Below are 20,926 nucleotides of genomic sequence, written 5' to 3'. Positions count from 1 at the left end.
CAATCGCGATGAAGAAGCCGGAAAAGATCGCACCCGGCGGTCCGGTCAGGGGCCGTTGCCTGTGCGGCACGGTTCAGTTCGAAATCGATTTTCCGGCGCGCTGGGCGTGGCACGATCATTCCCGCGCAACACGACAGGCGCATGGCGCGGCCTATGCCACCTATGTCGGCAGCTGGCGCAAGCGTTTCCGCATCACCGCAGGCGAAGCGGAGATTACACGCTTCGAAGACAAGGCGTCGGGAGCCGCGCGAAGCTTCTGCACGCAATGCGGCACGCCGGTGTTTTACGAGCGCGCCCGCTCGCCGCACATGGTCAACATTCCCCGCGCGTTATTCGGCAGCCGCACCGGCCGGCAGCCCCTTTATCATATCGGCATCGAGGAGTTACAGGAGTGGACCTATACCGGCGAGCCCCTGGTTCCACTCAAGGGTTTTCCGGGCGTCGTCTGGAAGCGTCCGGGAAGAAAGAAGAAACGGACTCCCAACGACGAACCGTTCTAGGTTTTCGGTTTTCTGCGCTGCTGGATGGTCTGCTGCCGCGACGGAGCCGGTCTCAGCCAGTCCGAATTGCCAAGCGCATGCTTCACGCAGTCATGGATGTGGGTGTGCAGCAGTCTTCGCGCCTTCGCGGAATCCCGTGCCAGCGCAGCATTCATCAATTCGCGATGCTCGACGGCGGCGACCTCGCCGCGAAACACGACGGCGAGCATCTGGTAGCGCAGATACTTGTCGTAGGCCGCGGACAACGCATCGAGCAGCACCTGCGATCCGCAGGCTGCGATCAGCGCGCGGTGAAATTGCCAGTCGCACTGCTTCCAGGCCTCGGTCTTCGATTTGTCGCCGGCCAGCATGGCCTTTTCCATGGCGGACAGCTTGTGATGGGCCGAGACCACCAGCGCTTCCCAATCGAGATCGCCTGACTTGAACGACTGCTCGATGGCATGGCCTTCGAGCAGTTCGCGAAGCTCAGCTATCTGCTGGAATTCCGTGGCCGAGATCGAGGTGACCTCGAAGCCGCGCTGGCCCTCTGCGACGACAAAGCCTTCCGAACACAAACGGTTCAGCGTCTCGCGCAGCGTCGAGACGCTGGTGCCATAGGCAACGCTCATCTTCTCCAGCTTCAGCTTCTGGCCGGGCTCAAGCGTGCCGAAAATCACGTCGTTGCGGATACGCCGATAGGCGCTGTCGCCGACGGTCTCTCCGGCGCGATCCGCAATGGGGGTATCCAGCATGAAATGTCCTGGTGACGAGGAATGGTCGCGTTGCGCCACCATACATCATCCCGCGCCTCAGATACAAATCATCATAGATAATGTAAAATATAGGTTGATTTTTGTTCTGTCGTAGATGACGGTGACGTCAAGAAGTAAAAATACCATCCAAGGGAGCTTCAACATGTCCGCACACTCGAAGTCAGCCGTCTGGCTTGCCGCCATCGCCGCCACCCTCGCCATCGCCGGCGGCCCTGCATCCGCGCAGGTGCAGGAGCGCACGATCCGCTGGGGTCACCTCAACAACACCGATCATCCCGTCAGCAAGGGCGTGCAGAAGTTCACCGAACTCGTTGCGGCCAAGAGCGGCGGCAAGATGAAGGTGCGCGAATATCCCGCCAACCAGCTTGGCTCCGAGATGCAGCAGCAATCCGCACTGCGCGCCGGCACGCAGGAAATGCAGTCGCCGGCCACGACGTCGCTGGTCGGCATAGTCAAGGATTACGGGCTGATCGATTTCCCGTTCATCGTCTCGACGCCGAAGCAGGCGGATGCATTGCTGGATGGTCCGCTCGGCTCGGCCCTGCTTGCCAAGCTGCCGGAGAAGGGTCTGATCGGTCTGGGCTACTGGGATCTCGGCTTCCGCAACGTCACCAACAGCCGCCGCCCGATCACCAAGGGCGAGGATCTCGACGGCATCAAGATCCGCGTGATCCCGAACCCGGTCTATCTCGAGACCTTCAAGGCATTCAACGCCAATCCGGTGCCGATGAGCTTCTCCGAGCTCTACACCGCGCTGGAAACACGCACGGTGGACGGCCAGGAAAATCCGTTCTCGGTGATCCTGTCGAACAAGTTCTACGAGGTGCAGAAGTATCTCAGCGTCACCAACCACACCTATTCGACCAACATCATCCTGGTCAGCAAGGTGTTCTGGGACAAGCTCTCCAAGGACGAGCAGAAGATCCTGCAGGATGCCGCCAATGAGGCGCGCGACTATCAGCGCAAGGTCAGTCGCGATGCAGCCACGGCTTCCGTCGGCGAGCTGAAGGCCAAGGGCATGGAAGTCAACGAGATCGCGCCGGCCGAACTGAACAAGATGCGCGACAAGACCAAGCCGATCGCAGCGAAATTCTCTGCCGACTACGATCAGGACATCGTCAAGCTGTTCAATAGCGAACTCGAGCGCGTCCATAAGGACTGAGATTCCTATCGCTGACTGCAACCACGCGGCGACCCCACGCTCACTGCGAAAGCATCCATGTCCGCTTCATCAACTTCTGCGACAAGCAGGATCGTCGAAGCCTATTACCGGTCAATCAAGATCGTCATGGCGGTGTTGCTTGCCGCCATGGTGGTTCTGGTATTCGGCAATGTGGTTCTACGTTACGTCTTTAACTCGGGCATCGCCATTTCCGAGGAGCTATCGCGCTGGCTGTTCGTCTGGATGGTGTTTCTCGGCGCCATCGTCGGCCTCCGCGAACACGCCCATCTCGGCGTCGACAGTTTCGTGAAGCTGCTGTCGCCGATGGGCCGTAAGATCTGCTACGCGCTTAGCCATACGCTGATGCTCTACGCCTCTGTATTGCTCACCGAAGGCTCATGGAAACAGACGGTGCTGAACTGGGACACGACGGCCCCGGCCTCGGGCCTCTCCATCGGCTTGTTCTACGCCGCTGGTCTCGTCTTCGGCGTCGCCTCGATCCCGATCCTGCTGCATGACCTCTATCGCCTGCTCACCGGCCAGCTCGCCACGTCGGAGCTGATCGCCATCAGCGAGTCCGAGGAACAGGTCCCGGCAACGTCATCTGACGCCAACAGGAACGACCGCCGATGACCATCAGCATCTTCACCTTCTCGCTGCTCGGCGCGATGGCCATCGGCATGCCGATCGCATTCGCCCTGATCATCTGCGGCGTCGCGCTGATGACCTATCTGGATATATTCGACTCCCAGATCATCGCGCAGAACGTCATCAATGGCGTCGATTCCTTCCCGCTGATGGCGGTGCCGTTTTTCATCCTGGCCGGCGAGATCATGAACACCGGCGGCCTTGCCCGGCGCATCCTGAACTTCGCCATCGCCATTGTCGGCCATCTGCGCGGCGGTCTCGGCTATGTCGCGATCCTGACCTCCTGCATCCTGGCATCGCTATCTGGGTCTGCCGTTGCCGACGCCGCCGCGCTCGGCGCATTGCTGGTCCCGATGATGGTTGCGGCCGGGCATAACCGCGCCTCCGCAGCCGGCCTCGTCGCCGCCGGCGGCATCATCGCGCCGGTGATCCCGCCTTCGATCGGATTCGTGATCTTCGGCGTTGCCGCCGGCGTTTCCATCTCAAAACTGTTTCTCGCCGGCGTGGTGCCGGGCCTGATGCTCGGTGGCAGTCTGTGCTTTGCCTGGTGGTGGGTTGCACGCAATGAGAACTCGGTAAGTCCGCCGCGCCAGAGCCTGGCGCAGATCTTTCGCGCGCTGATCGATGGCTTCTGGGCCTTGATGCTGCCGATGATCATCATCGTCGGCCTCCGCTTCGGCATCTTCACACCGACCGAAGCTGCCGTCGTCGTCGCAGTCTATTCCTTCATCGTGGCAACGTTCGTCTATCGCGAGTTGACGCTCGCGCAGCTGATGAACATCCTGATCAGTTCAGCCCAGATCACTGCCGTGGTGATGTTCCTGGTCGCGGCAGCACTCGTGTCGTCGTGGCTGATCACGGTGGCCGAAATTTCCGGCCAGATCGTCGAACTCGCCCGCCCCTTCATGGGCAACCAGACGCTGCTGATGATCGTGTTGATGATCATCGTCGTCATCGTCGGCACCGCACTCGACATGACCCCGACCATCCTGATCTTGACGCCCGTGTTGATGCCAATCGTCCGCGAGGCCGGCATCGACCCGGTCTATTTCGGGGTGCTGTTCATCATCAACAACGCGATCGGACTGATCACACCACCCGTCGGCGTGGTGCTCAATGTGGTGTGCGGCGTGGCGAAGGTGAGCATGGACGAGATCATGCGCGGCGTCTGGCCGTTCATGATCGCACAATTGGTGGTGCTGGCGCTGCTGACGCTGTTTCCGTCGCTCGTGATGGTGCCGGCGAAATGGCTCGGCGGCTAGAAGGAAGTTCGATAATGAAACGCGTGATGATCCTCAACGGTCCCAACCTCAACCTGCTCGGCGTGCGGGAGCCGCATATCTACGGAACCACCACGCTCGACCAGATCAAGGCCAGCTGCGAGGAACAGGCCGTCAAACTCAAATTGACGCTGGCGTTCCACCAGTCGAACCACGAGGGCGTTCTAGTCGACCTCATCCAGTCAGCCCGTCAGGATGCCGACGCCATCATCATCAATCCTGCGGGCTATTCGTTCACCTCGATCGCCATGCTCGATGCCATGAAAGCGTTCGAGGGACCGATCGTGGAGCTGCACATTTCGAACATCCACGCGCGCGACAAGTATCATCGCCATTCTGTGCTCTCGCAGGCTGCCACCGCTGTGATCTGCGGTCTCGGACCGTACGGCTATGTCGCAGCCATGCTAGCGGTCGCGCAGATGCCTACGCGTTGATCTCGCCGGGCCGATGCGGCCTTCATTCGCGGATCAACATGCTCTGGGGCTTGGTGAGTACGTCGGGGTGGAGAATGGCGGCAAGGGTCGCTGCAGGCAGCAAACCTTTTTCCAGCACCAGATCGTAGACGCTGCGGCCGGTCGCATGGGCCTCGACCGCAACGGCAGTGGCATTGGCGTAGCCGATATAGGGATTGAGCGCAGTGACGAGACCGATCGAATTCTCGACATAGGCGCGGAGACGCTCGCGGTTCGCCGTGATACCGGAGACACAACGCTTCTCCAGCGTCAGGCAAGCCTCACGCAGATGGCTGACGCTCTTGAACAGGCTGTGCGCGATGATCGGCTCGAACGCGTTGAGCTGAAGCTGGCCAGCCTCGGCGGCGAAGGTCACCGTGAGATCGTTACCGATCACCTCGAACGCGACCTGGTTCACGACCTCGGGAATGACGGGGTTCACCTTCCCCGGCATGATCGAAGAGCCTGCCTGCACGGCCGGAAGATTGATCTCGTTGAGACCGGCACGCGGACCGCTGGACAGCAGCCGGAGGTCATTGCAGATCTTGGAAATCTTGACGGCCACACGCTTGAGCACGCCGGACAACTGCACGAACGCACCGCAGTCCTGCGTGGCTTCGATCAGGTTTACAGCGGTGACCAGCGGCATTCCCGTGATGGTGACGAGATGCTTGCAGACCAGCCGCGCATAGTCCGGATGCGACGCGATCCCGGTGCCGATGGCGGTCGCTCCCATGTTGATCTCACAGATCAGCAATGCCGCCTCGCACAGCCGATCCTCGTCTTCGCCGATCATGACGCCGTAAGTGCTGAACTCCTGACCGAGCGTCATGGGCACCGCGTCCTGCAACTGGGTGCGGCCCATTTTCAGGACATCCTTGAACTCTTCGGCCTTGCGTTCAAATGCCTGACGAAGCACCGCCATCGCATCGATCAGGTGAAACACACCGTGATAGGTCGCGATCTTCAACGCCGTGGGATACACGTCGTTGGTGCTCTGGCTCATATTGACCTGTTCGTTCGGATGCAGGTGCTCGTAGTCGCCTTTGCCGTGACCGAGAATTTCCAGCGCACGATTGGCGATCACCTCATTCGCGTTCATGTTGGTGGAGGTCCCGGCGCCGCCCTGGATGACGTCCACCACGAACTGGTCATGCAGGCGACCGGCGCGAATTTCCTCGCAGGCAGCGATGATCGCATCGCCGCGCACCTTGTCGAGCAGCCCCAGCTCCATATTCGACAGCGCCGCCGCCTGCTTGATCGCGGCGAGCGCGCTGATGAGTTCGGGATAGATGGAAATCGGAATCCCGGTGATCGGAAAATTTTCGACGGCCCTCAGCGTATGAACGCCGTAATAGGCGTCGGCCGGAACATCGCGGTTGCCCAATAGGTCGTGCTCACTGCGCGTATCCTTGGTCATGTCGGATTTTCCTGAGTTGTCGCCGTGAACAAGCGATGATCTCGCCAGTCGTCCTCGTCCCCGATCATGCGCAGTGAGCTTTCGAAACTTAACGTCTCGAACTCACATGTTACGGCTATAGTGTATCCGCCCTAGCCCAATCGATCGAGTACAATCCGGCGCCGCCCTGAAGGCGGGCTCCCTCGAGATGGGCGGACGTGCTAGCCTATCTGACCGCAAAAGCCGACGGCTGGAAACAGCGCGAGGCCAAGCTCGAGCGCGCCACAGCGTGGCTCGCGCAACCGGTCGTCCAGAGCGGATGAGACGTTAAGAGCCTGGTGTCCAGGCCTGATAGTCGCCGGTCGCCTTCGGGCGGCGGCCAGAGGCGAGCGTGGAGCCTGACGGACGATAAGCGGCCGGGCTGCCGGTCAGGTTCGGCTGATGCGGCTTCTGCCATTCGCGCGGCATATAGGTCTCTTCGGTCGGCGGCACGTCCACCGTGTGGTGCATCCAGCCATGCCAGCCGGTCGGGATCTTGGTGGCTTCGGCATAGCCGTTATAGATGACCCAGCGGCGCTCGAAGCCCAGCGTCGGATCGATCTTGCCGCCCTTGGTACGGTAATATTTGTTGCCCTGCTCGTCGGTGCCGACCAGTTCGCCGAATCGCGACGTCCACAGGTTCGTCCCGAAGGTCGTCCCGCTCCACCACGTGAAGAATTTCAGCAGAAACTGTTTCATATTTTGAACCGTTCGAAGGTTTTCGTCGGGCTGTTGATGCCATCCGGGCCGCCAAATGTCCAGTTACCGCCGCGACCGATCGCCGCCTGCAACTGATCGTGACAAGCCTCGTATCAGCCTCCCCCGAACCCTACCTCCAAAGTACCGGTGATCGCAGAAACGGCGCAATCCATTCATGCCGCATACAGTTCCGGACGACCATCCTGTCATTGCGCAATAACCGCGTGGCGGCAGGGAACGGCAGTCCCTTCAGGGGGTTGAACATGCATCCCAGACAGGAGCAGACGATGACGAATTTGAAGATATTGAGCGTCGCGGCAGCGGTCGCTGTGGCCATCCCCGCCTTCGCAGTGACCCCCAGCTACGCACAGAACACCAAGGTCGTGGGCGTCGGCCCCGGCGGTGCGCGGACAATCGGCACGTTCTCTGGCGGCGGCGCGCGCTTTGTTGGCGGAGGTGGCGGTTGGCATGGCGGCCAGCGCCCCGGAGGTGGTGGTTGGAATCACGGCGGCGGCTGGCGCGGTGGTGGCTACCGTGGCGGCGGATTCGGCCCGGGCTTTGCAGCCGGCGCGATCATTGGCGGCGGACTGGCGGCCAGCAGCTATTACGGGAACTCGTATGGCTACTACGGCGGCAGCCCGTATTATGGCAGCTCCTACTATGACGATGCCCCGGAGGCCGTCGAAGTCGCTCCTGACACCGGCGGCGGTGACGTCGATTACTGCATCCGCACCTACAAGTCGTACAATGTGCGGACCGGTACGTATCTTGGCTATGACGGCCAGCGTTACGCCTGCCCATAGCATGACGATCTAAGCATTACGCAAAGGACGGTGCCTCGCGGCATCGTCCTTTGTCGTTTCTGGTTTGCGCCTGCCGTCTCAAGGTCTAAGAACGTGGATACAGCGCGCGGGAGACATTCAGGGAACTCGCGCGTAGTGTTTGTGGACATGTGGACCTATCTACCGGTTCGATGGGTCGACGACGTCGGGTGTGAGCAGGTTCAGTGGACGCGTCAGACAAGCCGAAGATCGCCAGGCTCCATCCCAATGAAGCCGAACGCCTCAAGGCGCTGCGCTCCTACGGGATTCTCGACACTGCCTTTGAGCCATCCTTCGACGACATCACCAAGATCGCCAGCTATGTCTGCCAGACACCGATCTCGATCATCAGCCTGGTCGATGACGGCCGGCAGTGGTTCAAGTCGGAGATCGGTCTTGGCGTGCGGCAGACGCCAATGGATCAGTCGATCTGCGCACATGCGATCCTCGAACACAGTTTTCTCGAAGTCGAGGACGTCACCGGAGACCCTCGCTTCAACTGCAATCCGCTGGTAACCGGCGAGCCGCATGTGCGCTTCTATGCCGGCGCGCTGCTCCGCACGCCCGACGGCTTGCCGCTCGGCACCGTCTGCGTGCTCGATGACAAGCCACGCGTACTGTCGACCGAGCAGCGCGAGGTGCTGGCCGCCCTCGCTCGCCAGGTCATGGCGCAGATGGAGTTCCGCCGCGCGCTGCATCTGTCGGATCGGCTTCAGCGCAATATCAGTCGGCTGATGGCGGTGGCAGGCCACGACCTGAAGCAGCCATTGCAGGTCATGATCATGGCGATCGACCGCATCCGCAACAAGCTGACCGACGAGAAGGATCGTGAGCGGCTCGGCTACGCCATCGATGCCGGCATGCGGATGGCGGAAGAGCTCGACCGTCTTGCCGAAACCTCGGTGATGGATGCCGGCTTTGGGATTCCGAACCTGCGATCGTTCCCTATCTCCGACGTGTTCGAGTCGATCATCGCCAACTGGCGCCTGCATGCCGACGCCAAAGGCCTCGACCTCGTCGTAATCCCCAGCAAGGCGCAGGTGGTCAGCGATCCCGGCATGTTGCGCGCCATCCTTGGCAATCTTGTCGGCAATGCCATCAAATATACCGATCACGGTCGCGTGCTGGTCGGCTGCCGCAAGCATGGCAATGCACTGACCATCGAGGTGCTGGACTCCGGCACGGGTATTCCCGCCGAACAGCTCAGCGCGATCTTTGACGCCTTCCACCAGATCAATCCGGCCAGCGAAGGTCTCGGCCTCGGACTGTCGATTGTGCGGCGGACGGCGGAGGCACTCGGCCATGTGATCGAGGTGAAGTCTGACCTCACCCACGGTTCGCATTTCACTGTGAAAGTGCCGTTGGCGGCGAAACCGCTCTAGCGACTACTCGCCCGCGTTGGGCGCCTGACGCGGGGGCGATGTCACGGGTGCAAAGCCCCATTCGTTGTTGCCGCGCAGGAAGGCGATCCAACCCCAGGCCGCGCCGGCGTGGCGGAGCAACTGAAAACTGAACGGTTCGAGGATCGCGGCGAACACCGCTGCGGCAAAGCTCGTCCGCGTGCGGCCGCCGGTCAGTCGTTGATAAAGGTGCACGGTCCAGAGATAGACCAGGAAATCCGCGACGATCTTCGCGGTGATCAGACCGAACACTGGCACGGCGATGGTGGTCTTGCCGGTAACGAGCAAAGCCAGCAGCAACACGAAGGCCGTGAGGCCGTAGATCGGCTGCAGCGTATCCAGCGCCTTGATCGGCAACATGCGCATGCCGAGCCGGCCATAGCGGCGATTGCCGGTCATGTCGCGATTCCAGTACTGCGTCTGCAGGAAGCCCGCGAACCAGCGCCGGCGCTGCCGCAGGAACGTCATGACGTGAGACGGCGCTTCAGTGCGCGCCAGCGACGTGCCAACCATCCGCAACTGCCAATCCAATCCGTGATCGACGGCATAGCGATGCATGCGGTGGGTCAGCTCATAGTCCTCGACAAGACACTCCGCATCGAAGCCGCCGACGGCCACCAGCGCCTCCCTGCGGAAGCCGGCAAAGGCGCCAGAGATCAGCAGCAGGCTGTTGCCGCGCATCCATGCGAAGCGCGAGATGATGTTGCGGATATATTCGTAGGTCTGGAACCACTGCATCACGCGGCCGCTGGCGCTGTCGTCGCAGACCGGCACGAGGATGCCGCCGGCCGCGACTAGCTTGGGATCGGCGCCAAAGGCCGCGCGCATTTCGGCGATGGCATCGTCAGCCAGAAACGTGTCGGCATCCAGCGTGATGACGATGTCGGTATCGGCCTTGAGGATCGCCGTGTTCAGCGCCCGCGCCTTGCCCTGATGCGGCAGGCGCAGCCATTGCAGCCTCGAACTGCCGAACTGGTCGATGCTGCTCTGGCCGACAGCCGGAATGGCGAGACCGTAGCGGTCACGGAGGAGCGTATCAGTTGCATCGCGCGAGCCGTCATCCGCGATCAGGATCAGATCCGGCGCATCGGATTGCCGTGCGATGGCGGCCAGCGCCTCCGGCAGATTCAGCGCCTCATTGTGCGCGGCTATCAGGATGCCCACCGATGGACGCGATTGCCCGGCAACCGCTGCAGATGGACCACGCGCAGACACTGCCAGCGGCAGCGTCTGCCACACCACATAGAGCATCAGCACCGTGTCATAGGCGATGTAGACCATGCCCGCTGACCACGCCCAGATGCTGGTGAGGAAGAACGCGCGACCGAACAGCAGCGCCCATAGCGCGAGTACGACGAGATAGATCAGCAGGCTGATGAACGGCATCCGGCGCGGTGTGATACGCGGCGATGCGGCGGCGAAGGCCGCCTGAAGGGATATTGTCATGCCGTCAATTCAATCGCGCGTTCGAGCAAACCGATCCTGCGAGAGCTACGCGTGAATCGTGATCGAGTTGCGGAGCCGCGACTAAATAGCGCGTGATTGCGGTCACGACGAACACACAAAGTCGTCATGCCTCAAAAGACAAATCCTGTTTAAACTTATTCCATGCACGCACAGAAAATGCCGTTTCAACGTTACAGCCGCATCGCCATGATCCTGCACTGGCTGATTGCCGTTCTGATCACACTCAACGTCGCGCTGATCTGGAGCGTCAACCTCATTCCCGAGGACAACATCCGCTTCGTCGTCGATGCGCATAAGTCGTTCGGCATCACCGTGCTCGGCCTCGTGCTGATGCGCCTGCTGTGGCGCGCGGCGAACAGGCCACCTGATCTGCCCGAGACCTATCCGCCCGCCGAGAAGGCCGCCGCACGTGGTGCGCATCTCGCGCTCTATGTGCTGATGATCGGATTGCCACTGTCGGGCTGGATGCATGATTCCGCCTGGAAGGCCGCCGGCGAAATTCCGATGTATCTGTTCGGGCTGTTCCAGTGGCCGCGCATCGGCTGGATCATGAGTGTCGAGCCAGCCTTCAAGGAACGCCTGCACGACATCTTCGGCGGCCTTCACGTCTGGCTGTCCTATGCGCTCTATGCGCTGGTCGGCCTACACATCGCCGCCGCGCTAAAGCATCAGTTCTGGGACGGCCATCCCGAACTGCAGAGGATGTGGCCGGGTGGCGACGCGCCCGCGCCTAGCCCCTTGTCGCCAGCGCAACGCCCGCCAGCGTAAATACCAGGGCCGCGATCTGCATGGCGCCGAGCGGTTCCCGCAGGGCGATGGCCGAGCTGACCACGCCGATCACGGGCACCGCCATGGTCCCGATTGCGGCCACCGAGGCCGGCAACTGCTTGAGCGCCGCGAACCAGCAGACATAAGCGATGCAGAACCCCACCAGCACGACATAAGCGAGCAGCCCCCAGCCCAGCGGCGTCAGTGCTGAAAAATGCGGGCTTTCGAAGATCAGACCCAGCAACAGCACCGGCACACAACCGATCCCGATCTGCCAGGCGGATGACGTCACCAGTGGCAGCGTGAGCCCGAACTTCTTGGCCAGCACCGTGCCGAGCGCAAAGCCGAACCCGCCCAGCAGCGCCAGAGCGATTCCCGGGAGCTTCTCCGCGCTCGCGGCCAGGCCACCGCCCCCCATCAACGCGGCGATGCCGGCAAAGGCCATCAGCATGGCCACGATCCGCTGCATCGACAGGCGCTCGCCGAGGATCAGCCAGGCCAGTCCGGCAGCCCAGACCGGCATGGTGAACGCAATCACCGCGGCCTCGCCGGCCGGCAGCCACAGCAGCGACAAGCCGACGAAAGCCATCCAGCCGAACACGTTCAGGCCCGCCAGCACGACCAGATGCAACCATTGATGATGCGGCACGCGAAGACTCTCGCCGCGCCAGACGGCAATCCCGGCCAGCAGCAATGCTCCGACGATGCCGGTGCTGCCGCGCGCCGACAGCGGTGGCCATTCCGACAGCAGCGCTTTCGACACCGGCCAGTTCAGCCCCCAGGCGATCGACGCGATGGCGAGCAACACGAGACCGAAGGGAGCGATTCGCGCGCGCGAAACGGGGGGACTGGGCATTGTCATGGAGGGAACCGGCTGAGGAATCGGCGCGACCATGCGCGCAATCCGGAGGCCTGACCACTGCCGGTGGAGGGAACCTGACCGCCAACCGCCGCTGCGTCTGAGTCCCCCCAAACGCAATCCCTGGATGACAAAATAAAGTTGGGCTGTGAACAGTGGGCGCAGCTCGGATTCCGGACAGTTTTAGAAATATTTTTGACTTCCGAATCCATGAGGACTCACTGATACTTGCCCCCAATCGAGGCGCGCTCTGCCCCCTTGGTTATCCACCCTTTCCACCATATTTAGTATTTGATTCAGGAACCCCGACTACTCCTTGACGGGTGAGATCGGTTTGGCCTAGTTTTCGAACTGTTCGGCGCGGGTCGTTTTTTGTCCCGCCGGACGCTCCCAAACGGGTTCCAGATTGACCGCTCCGTCCTCCAGTCGAGGCTACGGGATCGGGGATTTGCGTCCTGGAATCCGGGCCGGAAAGTCGGCGCTTGGAGCATTAAAAAACGGGCCGGAAACCGGCTCAAACAGCGTGGTGAGGCGTTAGGATCGGGTCGACCTGCAGTTGCAAGGAAAGCCAGATCCGGGAAGCATGACCCCGGCAGTCCCGGGTGGCCGAGATGACGGCCAGCACATGCTCCACAGAGATAAACAGGACCGGTTCACCCGGCCAAGCTGCGGCGAATTTGGGGCAACCCGGACGTCGCTAACAGAAATCGCCGATGCCGCCAGATGGGGTGTCGGGCTTAAGACGGGGCACGACCACGATGCAGATTCAACGCCGCTACACCACCGAAGGACAGTCGCCCTATGCCGGGATCGACTTCCGCCACACCACGTCCGAGATCCGCAATCCGGATGGCTCCGTGGTGTTCAAGCTTGAAGGCGTTGAAGTGCCCGACTCATGGTCGCAGGTCGCCTCCGACGTGCTGGCCCAGAAGTATTTCCGCAAGGCCGGCGTCGCCGCGAAACTGAAGAAGGTCGAGGAAGAGACCGTACCGTCGTGGCTGTGGCGCTCGGTGCCGGACACCGAGGCCCTCGCCACTTTGCCCGAGAAAGAGCGCTTCGTCTCTGAACTCTCGTCCAAGCAGGTGTTCGACCGCCTCGCTGGCTGCTGGACCTATTGGGGCTGGAAGGGCAGCTACTTCACGTCGGAAGCCGACGCCCACGCCTTCCATGACGAACTGCGCTACATGCTCGCCAAGCAGATGGTCGCGCCGAATTCGCCGCAGTGGTTCAACACCGGCCTGCATTGGGCCTACGGCGTCGATGGTCCCGGCCAGGGCCACTATTACGTCGACTGGAAGACCGGCAAGCTGACCAAGTCGAAGTCGGCTTACGAACATCCGCAGCCGCATGCCTGCTTCATCCAGGGCGTCGAGGACGATCTGGTCAATGAAGGCGGCATCATGGACCTGTGGGTGCGCGAAGCCCGCTTGTTCAAATACGGCTCGGGCACCGGCTCGAATTTCTCGAAGCTGCGCGGCGAAGGCGAGAAGCTGTCGGGCGGCGGCCGCTCGTCTGGCCTGATGTCCTTCCTGAAGATCGGCGATCGCGCGGCCGGCGCCATCAAGTCGGGCGGCACCACGCGCCGCGCGGCCAAGATGGTGGTGGTCGATGCCGACCATCCGGATATCGAGACCTATATCGACTGGAAGGTGAAGGAAGAGCAGAAGGTCGCGGCCCTCGTCACCGGGTCGAAGATGAACCAGAAGCACCTCAAGGCCATCCTGAAGGCCTGCGTGAACTGCGAAGGTTCGGGCGACGACTGCTTCGATCCCGAGAAGAACCCGGCGCTGCGCCGCGAGATCAAGCTCGCCCGCCGCTCACTGGTCAATGACAACGTCATCAAGCGCGTCATCCAGTATGCCAAGCAGGGCTACAAGGACATCGACTTCCCGATCTATGACACCGACTGGGACTCTGAGGCCTATCTCACCGTTGCCGGCCAGAACTCCAACAACTCCGTCTCGCTGAAGGATGATTTCCTGCGCGCCGTCGAGACCGATGGCAACTGGGACCTGATCGCCCGCAAGGACGGCAAGGTCATGAAGACCATCAAGGCCCGCGATCTCTGGGAAAAAATCGGTTACGCCGCCTGGGCGTCGGCCGATCCCGGCCTGCACTTCAACACCACCATGAACGACTGGCACACCTGCAAGTCGTCGGGCGATATCCGCGCGTCCAATCCGTGCTCGGAATACATGTTCCTGGACGACACGGCGTGTAACCTCGCGTCGGCCAACCTGCTGACCTTCTACGACACCGCTTCGGCCACCTTCGACATCCACGCCTACGAGCATCTCTGCCGTCTGTGGACCATGGTGCTCGAAATCTCGGTCATGATGGCCCAGTTCCCGTCGAAGCCGATCGCTGAACTCTCCTACGAGTTCCGCACCCTCGGTTTGGGCTATGCGAATATCGGCGGCCTGTTGATGACCATGGGTCTGTCCTACGACTCCAAGGAAGGCCGCGCACTGTGCGGCGCCCTTACCGCTGTGATGACCGGCGTCAGCTATGCGACCTCGGCCGAGATGGCCAAGGAGCTTGGTCCGTTCCCCGGCTACAAGAAGAACGCAGCCCATATGCTGCGTGTCATCCGCAACCATCGCCGTGCCGCGCATGGCGAAACCCGCGGCTATGAAGGCCTCGCCGTCGCCCCCGTGGCGCTGGACCATGCCTCCTGCCCGCAGGCCGACATCGTCACCCGCGCCAAGATTGCATGGGATCTCGCCCTCGAACTCGGCGAACTCCATGGCTACCGCAACGCCCAGACCACCGTCGTGGCGCCAACCGGCACCATTGGTCTCGTCATGGATTGCGACACCACGGGCATCGAGCCTGACTTCGCACTGGTGAAATTCAAGAAGCTCGCCGGTGGCGGCTACTGGAAGATCATCAACCGCGCCGTCCCCGCCGCCTTGCGCAAGCTCGGCTATAGCGAGGCCAGCATTGCCGAGATCGAAGCCTATGCCGTTGGCCACGGTTCGCTGAGCAATTCGCCCGGCATCAACGTGTCGACACTGAAGGCCAAGGGCTTCACCGACGAAGCGCTGAAGAAGGTCGAGGCAGCATTGCCGACCGCCTTCGACATCAAGTTCGCCTTCAACAAGTGGACTTTCGGCGAGGACTTCCTGCGCGACACCCTGAAGATCGAAGCCGAAGCCATCGCGGCCCCGGGTTTCGACCTGCTCGCCGCCGTCGGCTTTACCAAGCGCGAGATCGAAGCTGCCAACGTGCATATCTGCGGCGCGATGACGGTGGAAGGTGCTCCGCATCTGAAGGCCGAGCACTACAACGTGTTCGACTGCGCCAATCCCTGCGGCAAGATCGGCAAGCGCTATCTCTCGGTGGAAAGCCACATCCACATGATGGCGGCGTCGCAGCCCTTCATCTCGGGTGCGATCTCCAAGACCATCAACATGCCGAACGACGCCACGGTGGAGGACTGCAAGTCCGCTTACCTCTTGTCGTGGAAGCTCGCCCTGAAGGCCAACGCGCTGTATCGCGATGGCTCCAAGCTCTCGCAGCCGCTCAACTCGCAGCTCATCAGCGATGATGACGAGGATGATGATGCGCTGGAGAGCCTGATGGAGAAGCCGATGGCGGCCCGCACCGCCGCGATCTCCGAGAAGGTGGTCGAGCGTCTGGTCGAGCGCATCGTGGTCATGCGCGACCGCGAGAAGATGCCGGATCGCCGCAAGGGCTACACCCAGAAGGCCGTCGTCGGCGGTCACAAAGTGTACTTGCGCACCGGCGAATATGACGACGGCCGCCTCGGCGAGATCTTCATCGACATGCACAAGGAAGGCGCGGCCCTTCGCTCCTTCATCAACAACTTCGCCATCGCCGTCTCGCTGGGTCTCCAGTATGGCGTGCCGCTGGAAGAATATGTCGACGCCTTCACCTTCACCCGCTTCGAACCCGCGGGTCCGGTGCAGGGCAACGACAGCATCAAGTTCGCGACCTCGATCCTCGACTATGTGTTCCGCGAACTCGCGGTCTCCTACATGTCGCGCTTCGATCTCGGCCATGTCGACGTCTCCGAAGCGGGCTTCGATGCGCTCGGCAAGGGCGAGGACGAAGGCAAGGCGCCGGTCGACCAGAACAAGTATGTCTCCAAGGGCCTGACCCGCTCGCGCACCGACAACCTTGTCGTCATGCGCGCGCCGGCACCTGCCGACACCACTGACGCCCGCGCGTCGGGCAACGTCACCTCGCTGAACGCGTCGGGCGCCACTGCCCGCCATGGCAGCGGAGATGCCGCGGTGGCCCTCAAGACCGCAGAGCCCGAGCACCAGCTCTCGCCGACCGAAAAACTCGAGGCGCAAGCCTGGAGCAAAGCGGGAAGCGCCGCAGCCGCCGCGCCAAGCAAGGCCGAGCGTCGCGCCGAAGCGAAAGCCAAGGGCTATGAAGGCGACATGTGCGGCGAGTGCTCGAACTTCACGCTGGTGCGGAATGGGACCTGCATGAAGTGCGATACGTGCGGGTCCACCACGGGGTGTTCGTGACAACGTTCATTGATAGATAGAAGTAGAAGGCCGCTCTCACGAGCGGCCTTTTACATTTGTGCTCTCACAGCCGCTGCAGTTTCTTGCCCTGAAGAAAGCAAGCATAGGGCGGATTAGCGCAGCATAATCCGCCGTGTCGGAGACAGGCGGCGAAATACGCTTCGCTATTGCGTCCTACTTGCTCGCCACGACGATCATAGAGCGCTTCTACGGGCTTGACGCTCCAGCCCGGCGAACCATCCCTGTATCTTGAAGTGCGCCACCCTCGGCGCATGGAGCGCGCTCACGTAAGCCGCTTGCCGTCTTGGTCGAACGTCATCCCCTCCGGCATATTAACACCGACCAATTTGAACGGCTCCGGAGTAACCCAGGATTTTTCAAGCATGGCACGCACGCGAGCAGCCAATTCTATCGTTTGCTCGATTTCCTTTTCGGTGAAAGTCCGAGCGTTATGTTCGTAAAGTCCGTACTCTCTCAGGTCCTTTAGTACATTCGTTCTGACAAAGTGCATCAGGATATGTGCGGCCTTTATGTCCGGGCAAGACCTCTGGTCGGCCTGCTCTTCTTCGGTGAAGTGGAAGGATTTTTTCCGTAACAGCCATGCGGTGAAGTCTTCCGTAGGCTTGTCTTTGAACTCGATCGCGTAGCGCTTTCCCATTGTTCGGTTGTTGAAGGCCCCGAAAGCATAGTTCATGATGTGGCCTGCTAGAGCGTCCTGACGTCTTGCATGCGCGTTGGCCCGGTCGCCGAAAATCCCCATATGAACTCCAGCGTCCGGGTAGGTTTCTCTTGTGAGAGCCTCCACAAATGCCCCAAGCTGTTCTAGGGCAATCACAATCAGAGTCGCGGCCGATCGGCTTCGCTTCCCGGCATGCATGAATTCGGCATCCGAAATCAATCGTTCGGCGTTGGTTAGAATGTTTGATATCATCAAGTATTCACCGCTTCGCGAAAGAAAAACCTGTAGTAAGCGTAGGGCGGATTAACGCAGCGTAATCCGCCGCAACTGTTTCTCAGCGCAATACGCTTCGCTATTGCGCCGTTGCTTAACTATTGTTGGCAACACCAAACAAACCGTAAGCTATTACTGCCTCGATGTCAGCCGTAACTGTGACGACGTGCTGTTCAGAGAATATAAGAGCCGTACGATGGCCGGCCGGTACGACAAAGCGAATCGCAGCCGGATTAACGTATATCGTCTGCCCCGAAGCAGCGTCCGTTAGCGCGTAATATTGCGATGTCTCCAAGCTCACCTTTGATCCTCCTAGTTTCTCTGCGGTGAGCATAGACCGGGTAGATCCCTTGCGTAATTCGGATTTCTTGCCACACAGGGCCTATGCCCCAGCAAGCGTAGCCCGGATGAGCGCAACACGCGCAAGGCAGGTTAGCGCAGCGTAATCCGCCAGCTTCGTCTCGGCGCAATACGCTTCCGCCTTCGCGCTGCAAGCTACGGCGGACGGGTCGCACTTGCGCCCCACTCGTTGACGTTGGACGTTGTGCCCCTTGGGAAGCGACTGCACATCGCGCCGACGTCATTGACGAGTCCTGCAATGCTCTATCTAGTTGCCGCAGTGCCGCCATGCGGCAACCCGATGACCGGAATATCAATATGCGCTTTCCAATGGCTCGCTGTCTCACTCTTCTCACCGTCGCAACTCTGCTGTCCGCCGCACTGTCGCTGCCCGCTCACGCGGACACCGGCAAAGTCCGCTTCAAGTTCTTCAAGGCCGGATGGTTCATCGGAGCGCAGGCAGGGAGCGGAATCCTCAGTTACCGTGGTGAGATGTATCCGTTTCGCATCGGCGGCGTGAGCGCGGGCCTGACATTTGGGGGCTCCTCGACCGATCTGGTCGGCACGGCGCAAAATATGCGTCAGGCTTCGGACATCGAAGGCATTTATACGGCGCTCGGTGCAGGTCTGGCGGTCGGTGCAGGCAGGCGCGCCATCCAGATGCGCAACGCCAAGGGCGTTGTCCTGACGCTGGAAGGCGAGCAACTGGGCCTCCAGTTCGATTTAGACCTGAGCGGAATGAGCGTCTCCATCCAGAACCAGTAATCGGATGCACCAACGTCAATGCGTTGGCCTTCACTGCGACATCCAACCGGCAAGCGTAATCAGCAAGCGTAGGGCGGATTAGCGCAGCGTAATCCGCCGCAACTGTCTCTCGACGCAGTGCGCGGTCAAACCGTCGACGGCTATGGTCGAGGCATGAGGCGCTGTTCATTCATCGGAGGTCGGGCACAGCTAGAAGCTGGTGACGCAGCGTCGCGTGATGTGGTTGATGTCCAACGCGCCCACCTGCCGCATGATCGTGATGAACTCATCGTCCAGGATCTGCAGCACCCGGTCCACGCCGGCCTCGCCGAACGACGCCAGGCCCCATACGTAAGGCCGGCCATGGCCGTCGATTGCAACGCGGCATCGGCGATGAGGCGGCGTTAAAAGCAAAGCGCCCTAGTGCTGCATGTCGGCCAGTTCGTCCACCAAAACACGAACATTCTCGCTGTAGTCCACCGGCACCACTACGAGGTGGAGGCCACCGGCCGCGAAGGCCTTCTCCAGTGTCGGTGCCAGACCGCCCGCCCCGGTCACGCGATGACCCTGGGCACCGTAGGACTGCGCGTAAGCGACGAAATCCGGATTGCCGAAAGTCATCCCCGCATCGGCGAAACCGTCGACGGCCTGCTTCCACCTGATCATCCCGTAGGCGTGATCCTCGATTACGAGCACGACGAGATCGAGCTTCAGACGCTGCGCGGTCTCCAGTTCCTGCGAATTCATCATAAAACCGCCGTCGCCGGCGACAACGAGCACACGGCGCTTCGGATTCAGCAACGCCGCCATCATGCCCGACGGAAGCCCCGCTCCCATCGTCGCAAGCGCATTGTCGAGCAGCAGCGTGTTGGCGACGTCCGTGCGGTAGTTGCGCGCGAACCATATCTTGTACATCCCGTTGTCCAACGCGACGATGCCGTCGGGTGGCATGACCTGGCGGACGTCGTGGACGATCCGCTGCGGCGTCAGCGGAAAGCGGTCTTCGCTGGCACGGTCGCCGATGTGGCGCAGGATATCCGCGCGCACGCCGTCCCACCGCGTGGTCTGCTTGAGCTTCCCATCGAGCTCGGCCGCCAGCATGTCGAGGCCTTTCGCGATGTCGCCGATAAGTTCAGCTTGCGGGTAGTAAACCTCCTCGACCGTCGCCGGCGTAAAGCCGATGTGAAGCACCTGATGGCGGTCACGCCCCATGATGAATGGCGGCTTTTCGATGGTGTCGTGGCCGATGGTGATGATCAGGTCGGCGCAGTCGATCGCGCGGTGGACGTAGTCGCGTTCACTCAGCGCCGCCGTGCCGACATAGTAGTCGGACGCCCCGCCGACGGCACCCTTCCCCATCTGCGTGTTGAAGAATGGGATCTTCACCCGGCGGACGAATTCGGAGAGCGCGGGCGCGAGCCTGGGCCTGCTGGCACCGGCACCGAACATGAGCAACGGGCATTTCGCCGAGAGAATTAGCTCGGCGGCCTTCCGGACGGCATCCAGCGAGGGCGCCGGGAGATCGGTCGGGTGGACCGGGACGACCGAAACGCCGGAAACCTTCTCCGCCGCGACATCTTCCGGAAGCTCCAGGTGCACGGGCCCGGGACGCTCCTCCATCGCAATCCGGAAAGCGTTCCGGACGACGGTTGCGATGGAAGACGCACTGACGATCTGCTGCGACAGTTTCGTGAGCGGCTTCATGCTCGCGACGACATCCACGATCTGGAAGTGCGCCTGCCGGCTGGCGTGGATCGCCTTCTGGCCAGTGATCAGGACCATCGGCATGCCCCCCAGGAGCCCATAGGCAGCCCCTGTAGAAAGGTTCAGGGCTCCGGGCCCCAAAGTGCTGAGCGCGACACCTGGCCTCCCTGTGAGGCGCCCGTGGGTCGCAGCCATGAAGGCCGCAGGCTGCTCGTGACGAGTGACGACCAGCTCGATGGAAGACTTGCGCAAGCTCTCGACGACGTCGAGGTTCTCCTCGCCGGGGACGCCAAAGATGCGGTCGACGCCCTCGTTTTCGAGAGCCGCCACTAGCAGATCGGAGCCCTTCATTTCCCGGTCCTCGTTGTTCATCGTCAAGCTCCTCCGTTTGCCCAGTACCGTATCAGACAAACAGGTCCATTTAATGTAACGTTTGGTG

The 20,926-nt window shown here is 61.4% G+C and carries 18 protein-coding genes; 10 read left to right on the top strand and 8 right to left on the bottom strand.

What is annotated here, in order from left to right; translation table 11 throughout:
• The first annotated feature begins 8 nt into the window (after positions 1-8).
• On the top strand, positions 9-500 hold the full coding sequence (locus tag AB8A33_RS11900; protein WP_439092942.1) for a GFA family protein: 492 nt from the start codon (positions 9-11) through the stop codon (positions 498-500).
• Here the strand turns inward: AB8A33_RS11900 and AB8A33_RS11895 are convergent.
• Positions 497-1,231, bottom strand: coding sequence for a GntR family transcriptional regulator (locus AB8A33_RS11895; RefSeq protein WP_439092941.1), 735 nt, complete (start codon positions 1,229-1,231; stop codon positions 497-499). The two genes, AB8A33_RS11900 and AB8A33_RS11895, sit on opposite strands and share 4 nt — an antisense overlap.
• 163 nt (positions 1,232-1,394) lie before the next feature.
• Here AB8A33_RS11895 and AB8A33_RS11890 point away from each other — a divergent pair, with 163 nt between their 5' ends.
• From AB8A33_RS11890 to aroQ, 4 genes are read left to right on the top strand one after another with little or no spacing between them, the layout of a single operon-like run.
• Positions 1,395-2,414 carry a TRAP transporter substrate-binding protein gene (locus tag AB8A33_RS11890; RefSeq protein WP_439092940.1) on the top strand — a complete coding sequence of 340 codons (1,020 nt, stop codon included), beginning with the start codon at positions 1,395-1,397 and terminating at the stop codon, positions 2,412-2,414.
• Between the two features lie 57 nt (positions 2,415-2,471).
• Positions 2,472-3,047, top strand: coding sequence for a TRAP transporter small permease (locus AB8A33_RS11885; RefSeq protein WP_439092939.1), 576 nt, complete (start codon positions 2,472-2,474; stop codon positions 3,045-3,047).
• Positions 3,044-4,324: a TRAP transporter large permease subunit gene (locus AB8A33_RS11880; protein WP_439092938.1), complete on the top strand. Its 1,281-nt coding sequence runs from the start codon at positions 3,044-3,046 to the stop codon at positions 4,322-4,324. Before AB8A33_RS11885 ends, AB8A33_RS11880 begins: the two co-directional genes overlap by 4 nt.
• Positions 4,325-4,338: 14 nt before the next feature.
• Positions 4,339-4,776: a type II 3-dehydroquinate dehydratase gene (gene aroQ / locus AB8A33_RS11875; protein ID WP_439092937.1), complete on the top strand. Its 438-nt coding sequence runs from the start codon at positions 4,339-4,341 to the stop codon at positions 4,774-4,776.
• 22 nt (positions 4,777-4,798) lie between these two features.
• Here the strand turns inward: aroQ and aspA are convergent, their stop codons facing one another.
• Positions 4,799-6,214: an aspartate ammonia-lyase gene (gene aspA, locus AB8A33_RS11870; protein WP_439092936.1), complete on the bottom strand. Its 1,416-nt coding sequence runs from the start codon at positions 6,212-6,214 to the stop codon at positions 4,799-4,801.
• Between the two features lie 306 nt (positions 6,215-6,520).
• Entirely contained in the window at positions 6,521-6,931 is a 411-nt protein-coding gene (locus AB8A33_RS11865; protein WP_439092935.1) for an NADH:ubiquinone oxidoreductase subunit NDUFA12, read from the bottom strand.
• A 287-nt stretch (positions 6,932-7,218) separates the two neighbouring features.
• Between AB8A33_RS11865 and AB8A33_RS11860 the strand changes: the two genes are divergently transcribed.
• Both AB8A33_RS11860 and AB8A33_RS11855 read left to right on the top strand, forming a co-directional pair.
• Entirely contained in the window at positions 7,219-7,734 is a 516-nt protein-coding gene (locus AB8A33_RS11860; protein WP_439092933.1) for a BA14K family protein, read from the top strand.
• Positions 7,735-7,937: 203 nt separating this feature from the next.
• A complete protein-coding gene (locus AB8A33_RS11855) occupies positions 7,938-9,134 on the top strand; it encodes a GAF domain-containing sensor histidine kinase (protein WP_439092932.1) in 1,197 nt (398 codons plus the stop codon).
• Positions 9,135-9,137: 3 nt separating this feature from the next.
• Here the strand turns inward: AB8A33_RS11855 and AB8A33_RS11850 are convergent, their stop codons facing one another.
• Entirely contained in the window at positions 9,138-10,598 is a 1,461-nt protein-coding gene (locus AB8A33_RS11850) for a glycosyltransferase family 2 protein (RefSeq protein ID WP_439092931.1), read from the bottom strand.
• Positions 10,599-10,775: 177 nt separating this feature from the next.
• Between AB8A33_RS11850 and AB8A33_RS11845 the strand changes: the two genes are divergently transcribed.
• On the top strand, positions 10,776-11,387 hold the full coding sequence (locus AB8A33_RS11845; RefSeq protein ID WP_439092930.1) for a cytochrome b: 612 nt from the start codon (positions 10,776-10,778) through the stop codon (positions 11,385-11,387).
• Here AB8A33_RS11845 and AB8A33_RS11840 read toward each other — a convergent pair.
• Positions 11,350-12,249 carry a DMT family transporter gene (locus AB8A33_RS11840; protein ID WP_439092929.1) on the bottom strand — a complete coding sequence of 300 codons (900 nt, stop codon included), beginning with the start codon at positions 12,247-12,249 and terminating at the stop codon, positions 11,350-11,352. The genes AB8A33_RS11845 and AB8A33_RS11840 overlap by 38 nt on opposite strands.
• Positions 12,250-13,004: 755 nt before the next feature.
• Here AB8A33_RS11840 and AB8A33_RS11835 point away from each other — a divergent pair.
• Entirely contained in the window at positions 13,005-16,748 is a 3,744-nt protein-coding gene (locus AB8A33_RS11835) for a vitamin B12-dependent ribonucleotide reductase (protein WP_439092928.1), read from the top strand.
• A 283-nt stretch (positions 16,749-17,031) separates the two neighbouring features.
• Here the strand turns inward: AB8A33_RS11835 and AB8A33_RS11830 are convergent, their stop codons facing one another.
• Positions 17,032-17,679, bottom strand: coding sequence for a hypothetical protein (locus tag AB8A33_RS11830; protein WP_439092927.1), 648 nt, complete (start codon positions 17,677-17,679; stop codon positions 17,032-17,034).
• A gap of 648 nt (positions 17,680-18,327) precedes the next feature.
• On the opposite strand from AB8A33_RS11830, the gene AB8A33_RS11825 reads away from it, so the two are divergent.
• A complete protein-coding gene (locus AB8A33_RS11825; RefSeq protein WP_439092926.1) occupies positions 18,328-18,804 on the top strand; it encodes a hypothetical protein in 477 nt (158 codons plus the stop codon).
• A gap of 189 nt (positions 18,805-18,993) precedes the next feature.
• On the opposite strand, the gene AB8A33_RS11820 is transcribed toward AB8A33_RS11825, so the two are convergent.
• The gene (locus tag AB8A33_RS11820; protein WP_439092925.1) at positions 18,994-19,197 is read right to left on the bottom strand and encodes an alpha-hydroxy-acid oxidizing protein; all 204 of its coding nucleotides are present in this window, start codon (positions 19,195-19,197) and stop codon (positions 18,994-18,996) included.
• A 6-nt stretch (positions 19,198-19,203) separates the two neighbouring features.
• Positions 19,204-20,859, bottom strand: coding sequence for an acetolactate synthase large subunit (locus AB8A33_RS11815; protein ID WP_439092924.1), 1,656 nt, complete (start codon positions 20,857-20,859; stop codon positions 19,204-19,206).
• Between the last annotated feature and the right edge of the window lie 67 nt (positions 20,860-20,926).

The organism is Tardiphaga sp. 813_E8_N1_3, from assembly GCF_051811025.1.
GTDB lineage: Bacteria > Pseudomonadota > Alphaproteobacteria > Rhizobiales > Xanthobacteraceae > Tardiphaga.
The sequence above is the reverse complement of the archived record's forward strand: the minus strand, read 5'-3'. Positions and strand labels throughout refer to the sequence as shown.

What these genes read in the sequence shown, in the direction of transcription:
- AB8A33_RS11845 (WP_439092930.1), top strand. Translation starts at nt 10,776, where the DNA reads ATGCCGTTTCAACGTTACAGCCGCATCGCCATGATCCTGCACTGGCTG.
- AB8A33_RS11825 (WP_439092926.1), top strand. Translation starts at nt 18,328, where the DNA reads ATGCGGCAACCCGATGACCGGAATATCAATATGCGCTTTCCAATGGCT.
- AB8A33_RS11895 (WP_439092941.1), bottom strand. Translation starts at nt 1,231, where the DNA reads ATGCTGGATACCCCCATTGCGGATCGCGCCGGAGAGACCGTCGGCGAC.
- AB8A33_RS11850 (WP_439092931.1), bottom strand. Translation starts at nt 10,598, where the DNA reads ATGACAATATCCCTTCAGGCGGCCTTCGCCGCCGCATCGCCGCGTATC.
- AB8A33_RS11885 (WP_439092939.1), top strand. Translation starts at nt 2,472, where the DNA reads ATGTCCGCTTCATCAACTTCTGCGACAAGCAGGATCGTCGAAGCCTAT.
- AB8A33_RS11860 (WP_439092933.1), top strand. Translation starts at nt 7,219, where the DNA reads ATGACGAATTTGAAGATATTGAGCGTCGCGGCAGCGGTCGCTGTGGCC.
- AB8A33_RS11865 (WP_439092935.1), bottom strand. Translation starts at nt 6,931, where the DNA reads ATGAAACAGTTTCTGCTGAAATTCTTCACGTGGTGGAGCGGGACGACC.
- aspA (WP_439092936.1), bottom strand. Translation starts at nt 6,214, where the DNA reads ATGACCAAGGATACGCGCAGTGAGCACGACCTATTGGGCAACCGCGAT.
- AB8A33_RS11835 (WP_439092928.1), top strand. Translation starts at nt 13,005, where the DNA reads ATGCAGATTCAACGCCGCTACACCACCGAAGGACAGTCGCCCTATGCC.
- AB8A33_RS11830 (WP_439092927.1), bottom strand. Translation starts at nt 17,679, where the DNA reads ATGATATCAAACATTCTAACCAACGCCGAACGATTGATTTCGGATGCC.
- aroQ (WP_439092937.1), top strand. Translation starts at nt 4,339, where the DNA reads ATGAAACGCGTGATGATCCTCAACGGTCCCAACCTCAACCTGCTCGGC.
- AB8A33_RS11815 (WP_439092924.1), bottom strand. Translation starts at nt 20,859, where the DNA reads ATGAACAACGAGGACCGGGAAATGAAGGGCTCCGATCTGCTAGTGGCG.
- AB8A33_RS11900 (WP_439092942.1), top strand. Translation starts at nt 9, where the DNA reads ATGAAGAAGCCGGAAAAGATCGCACCCGGCGGTCCGGTCAGGGGCCGT.
- AB8A33_RS11840 (WP_439092929.1), bottom strand. Translation starts at nt 12,249, where the DNA reads ATGACAATGCCCAGTCCCCCCGTTTCGCGCGCGCGAATCGCTCCCTTC.
- AB8A33_RS11890 (WP_439092940.1), top strand. Translation starts at nt 1,395, where the DNA reads ATGTCCGCACACTCGAAGTCAGCCGTCTGGCTTGCCGCCATCGCCGCC.
- AB8A33_RS11880 (WP_439092938.1), top strand. Translation starts at nt 3,044, where the DNA reads ATGACCATCAGCATCTTCACCTTCTCGCTGCTCGGCGCGATGGCCATC.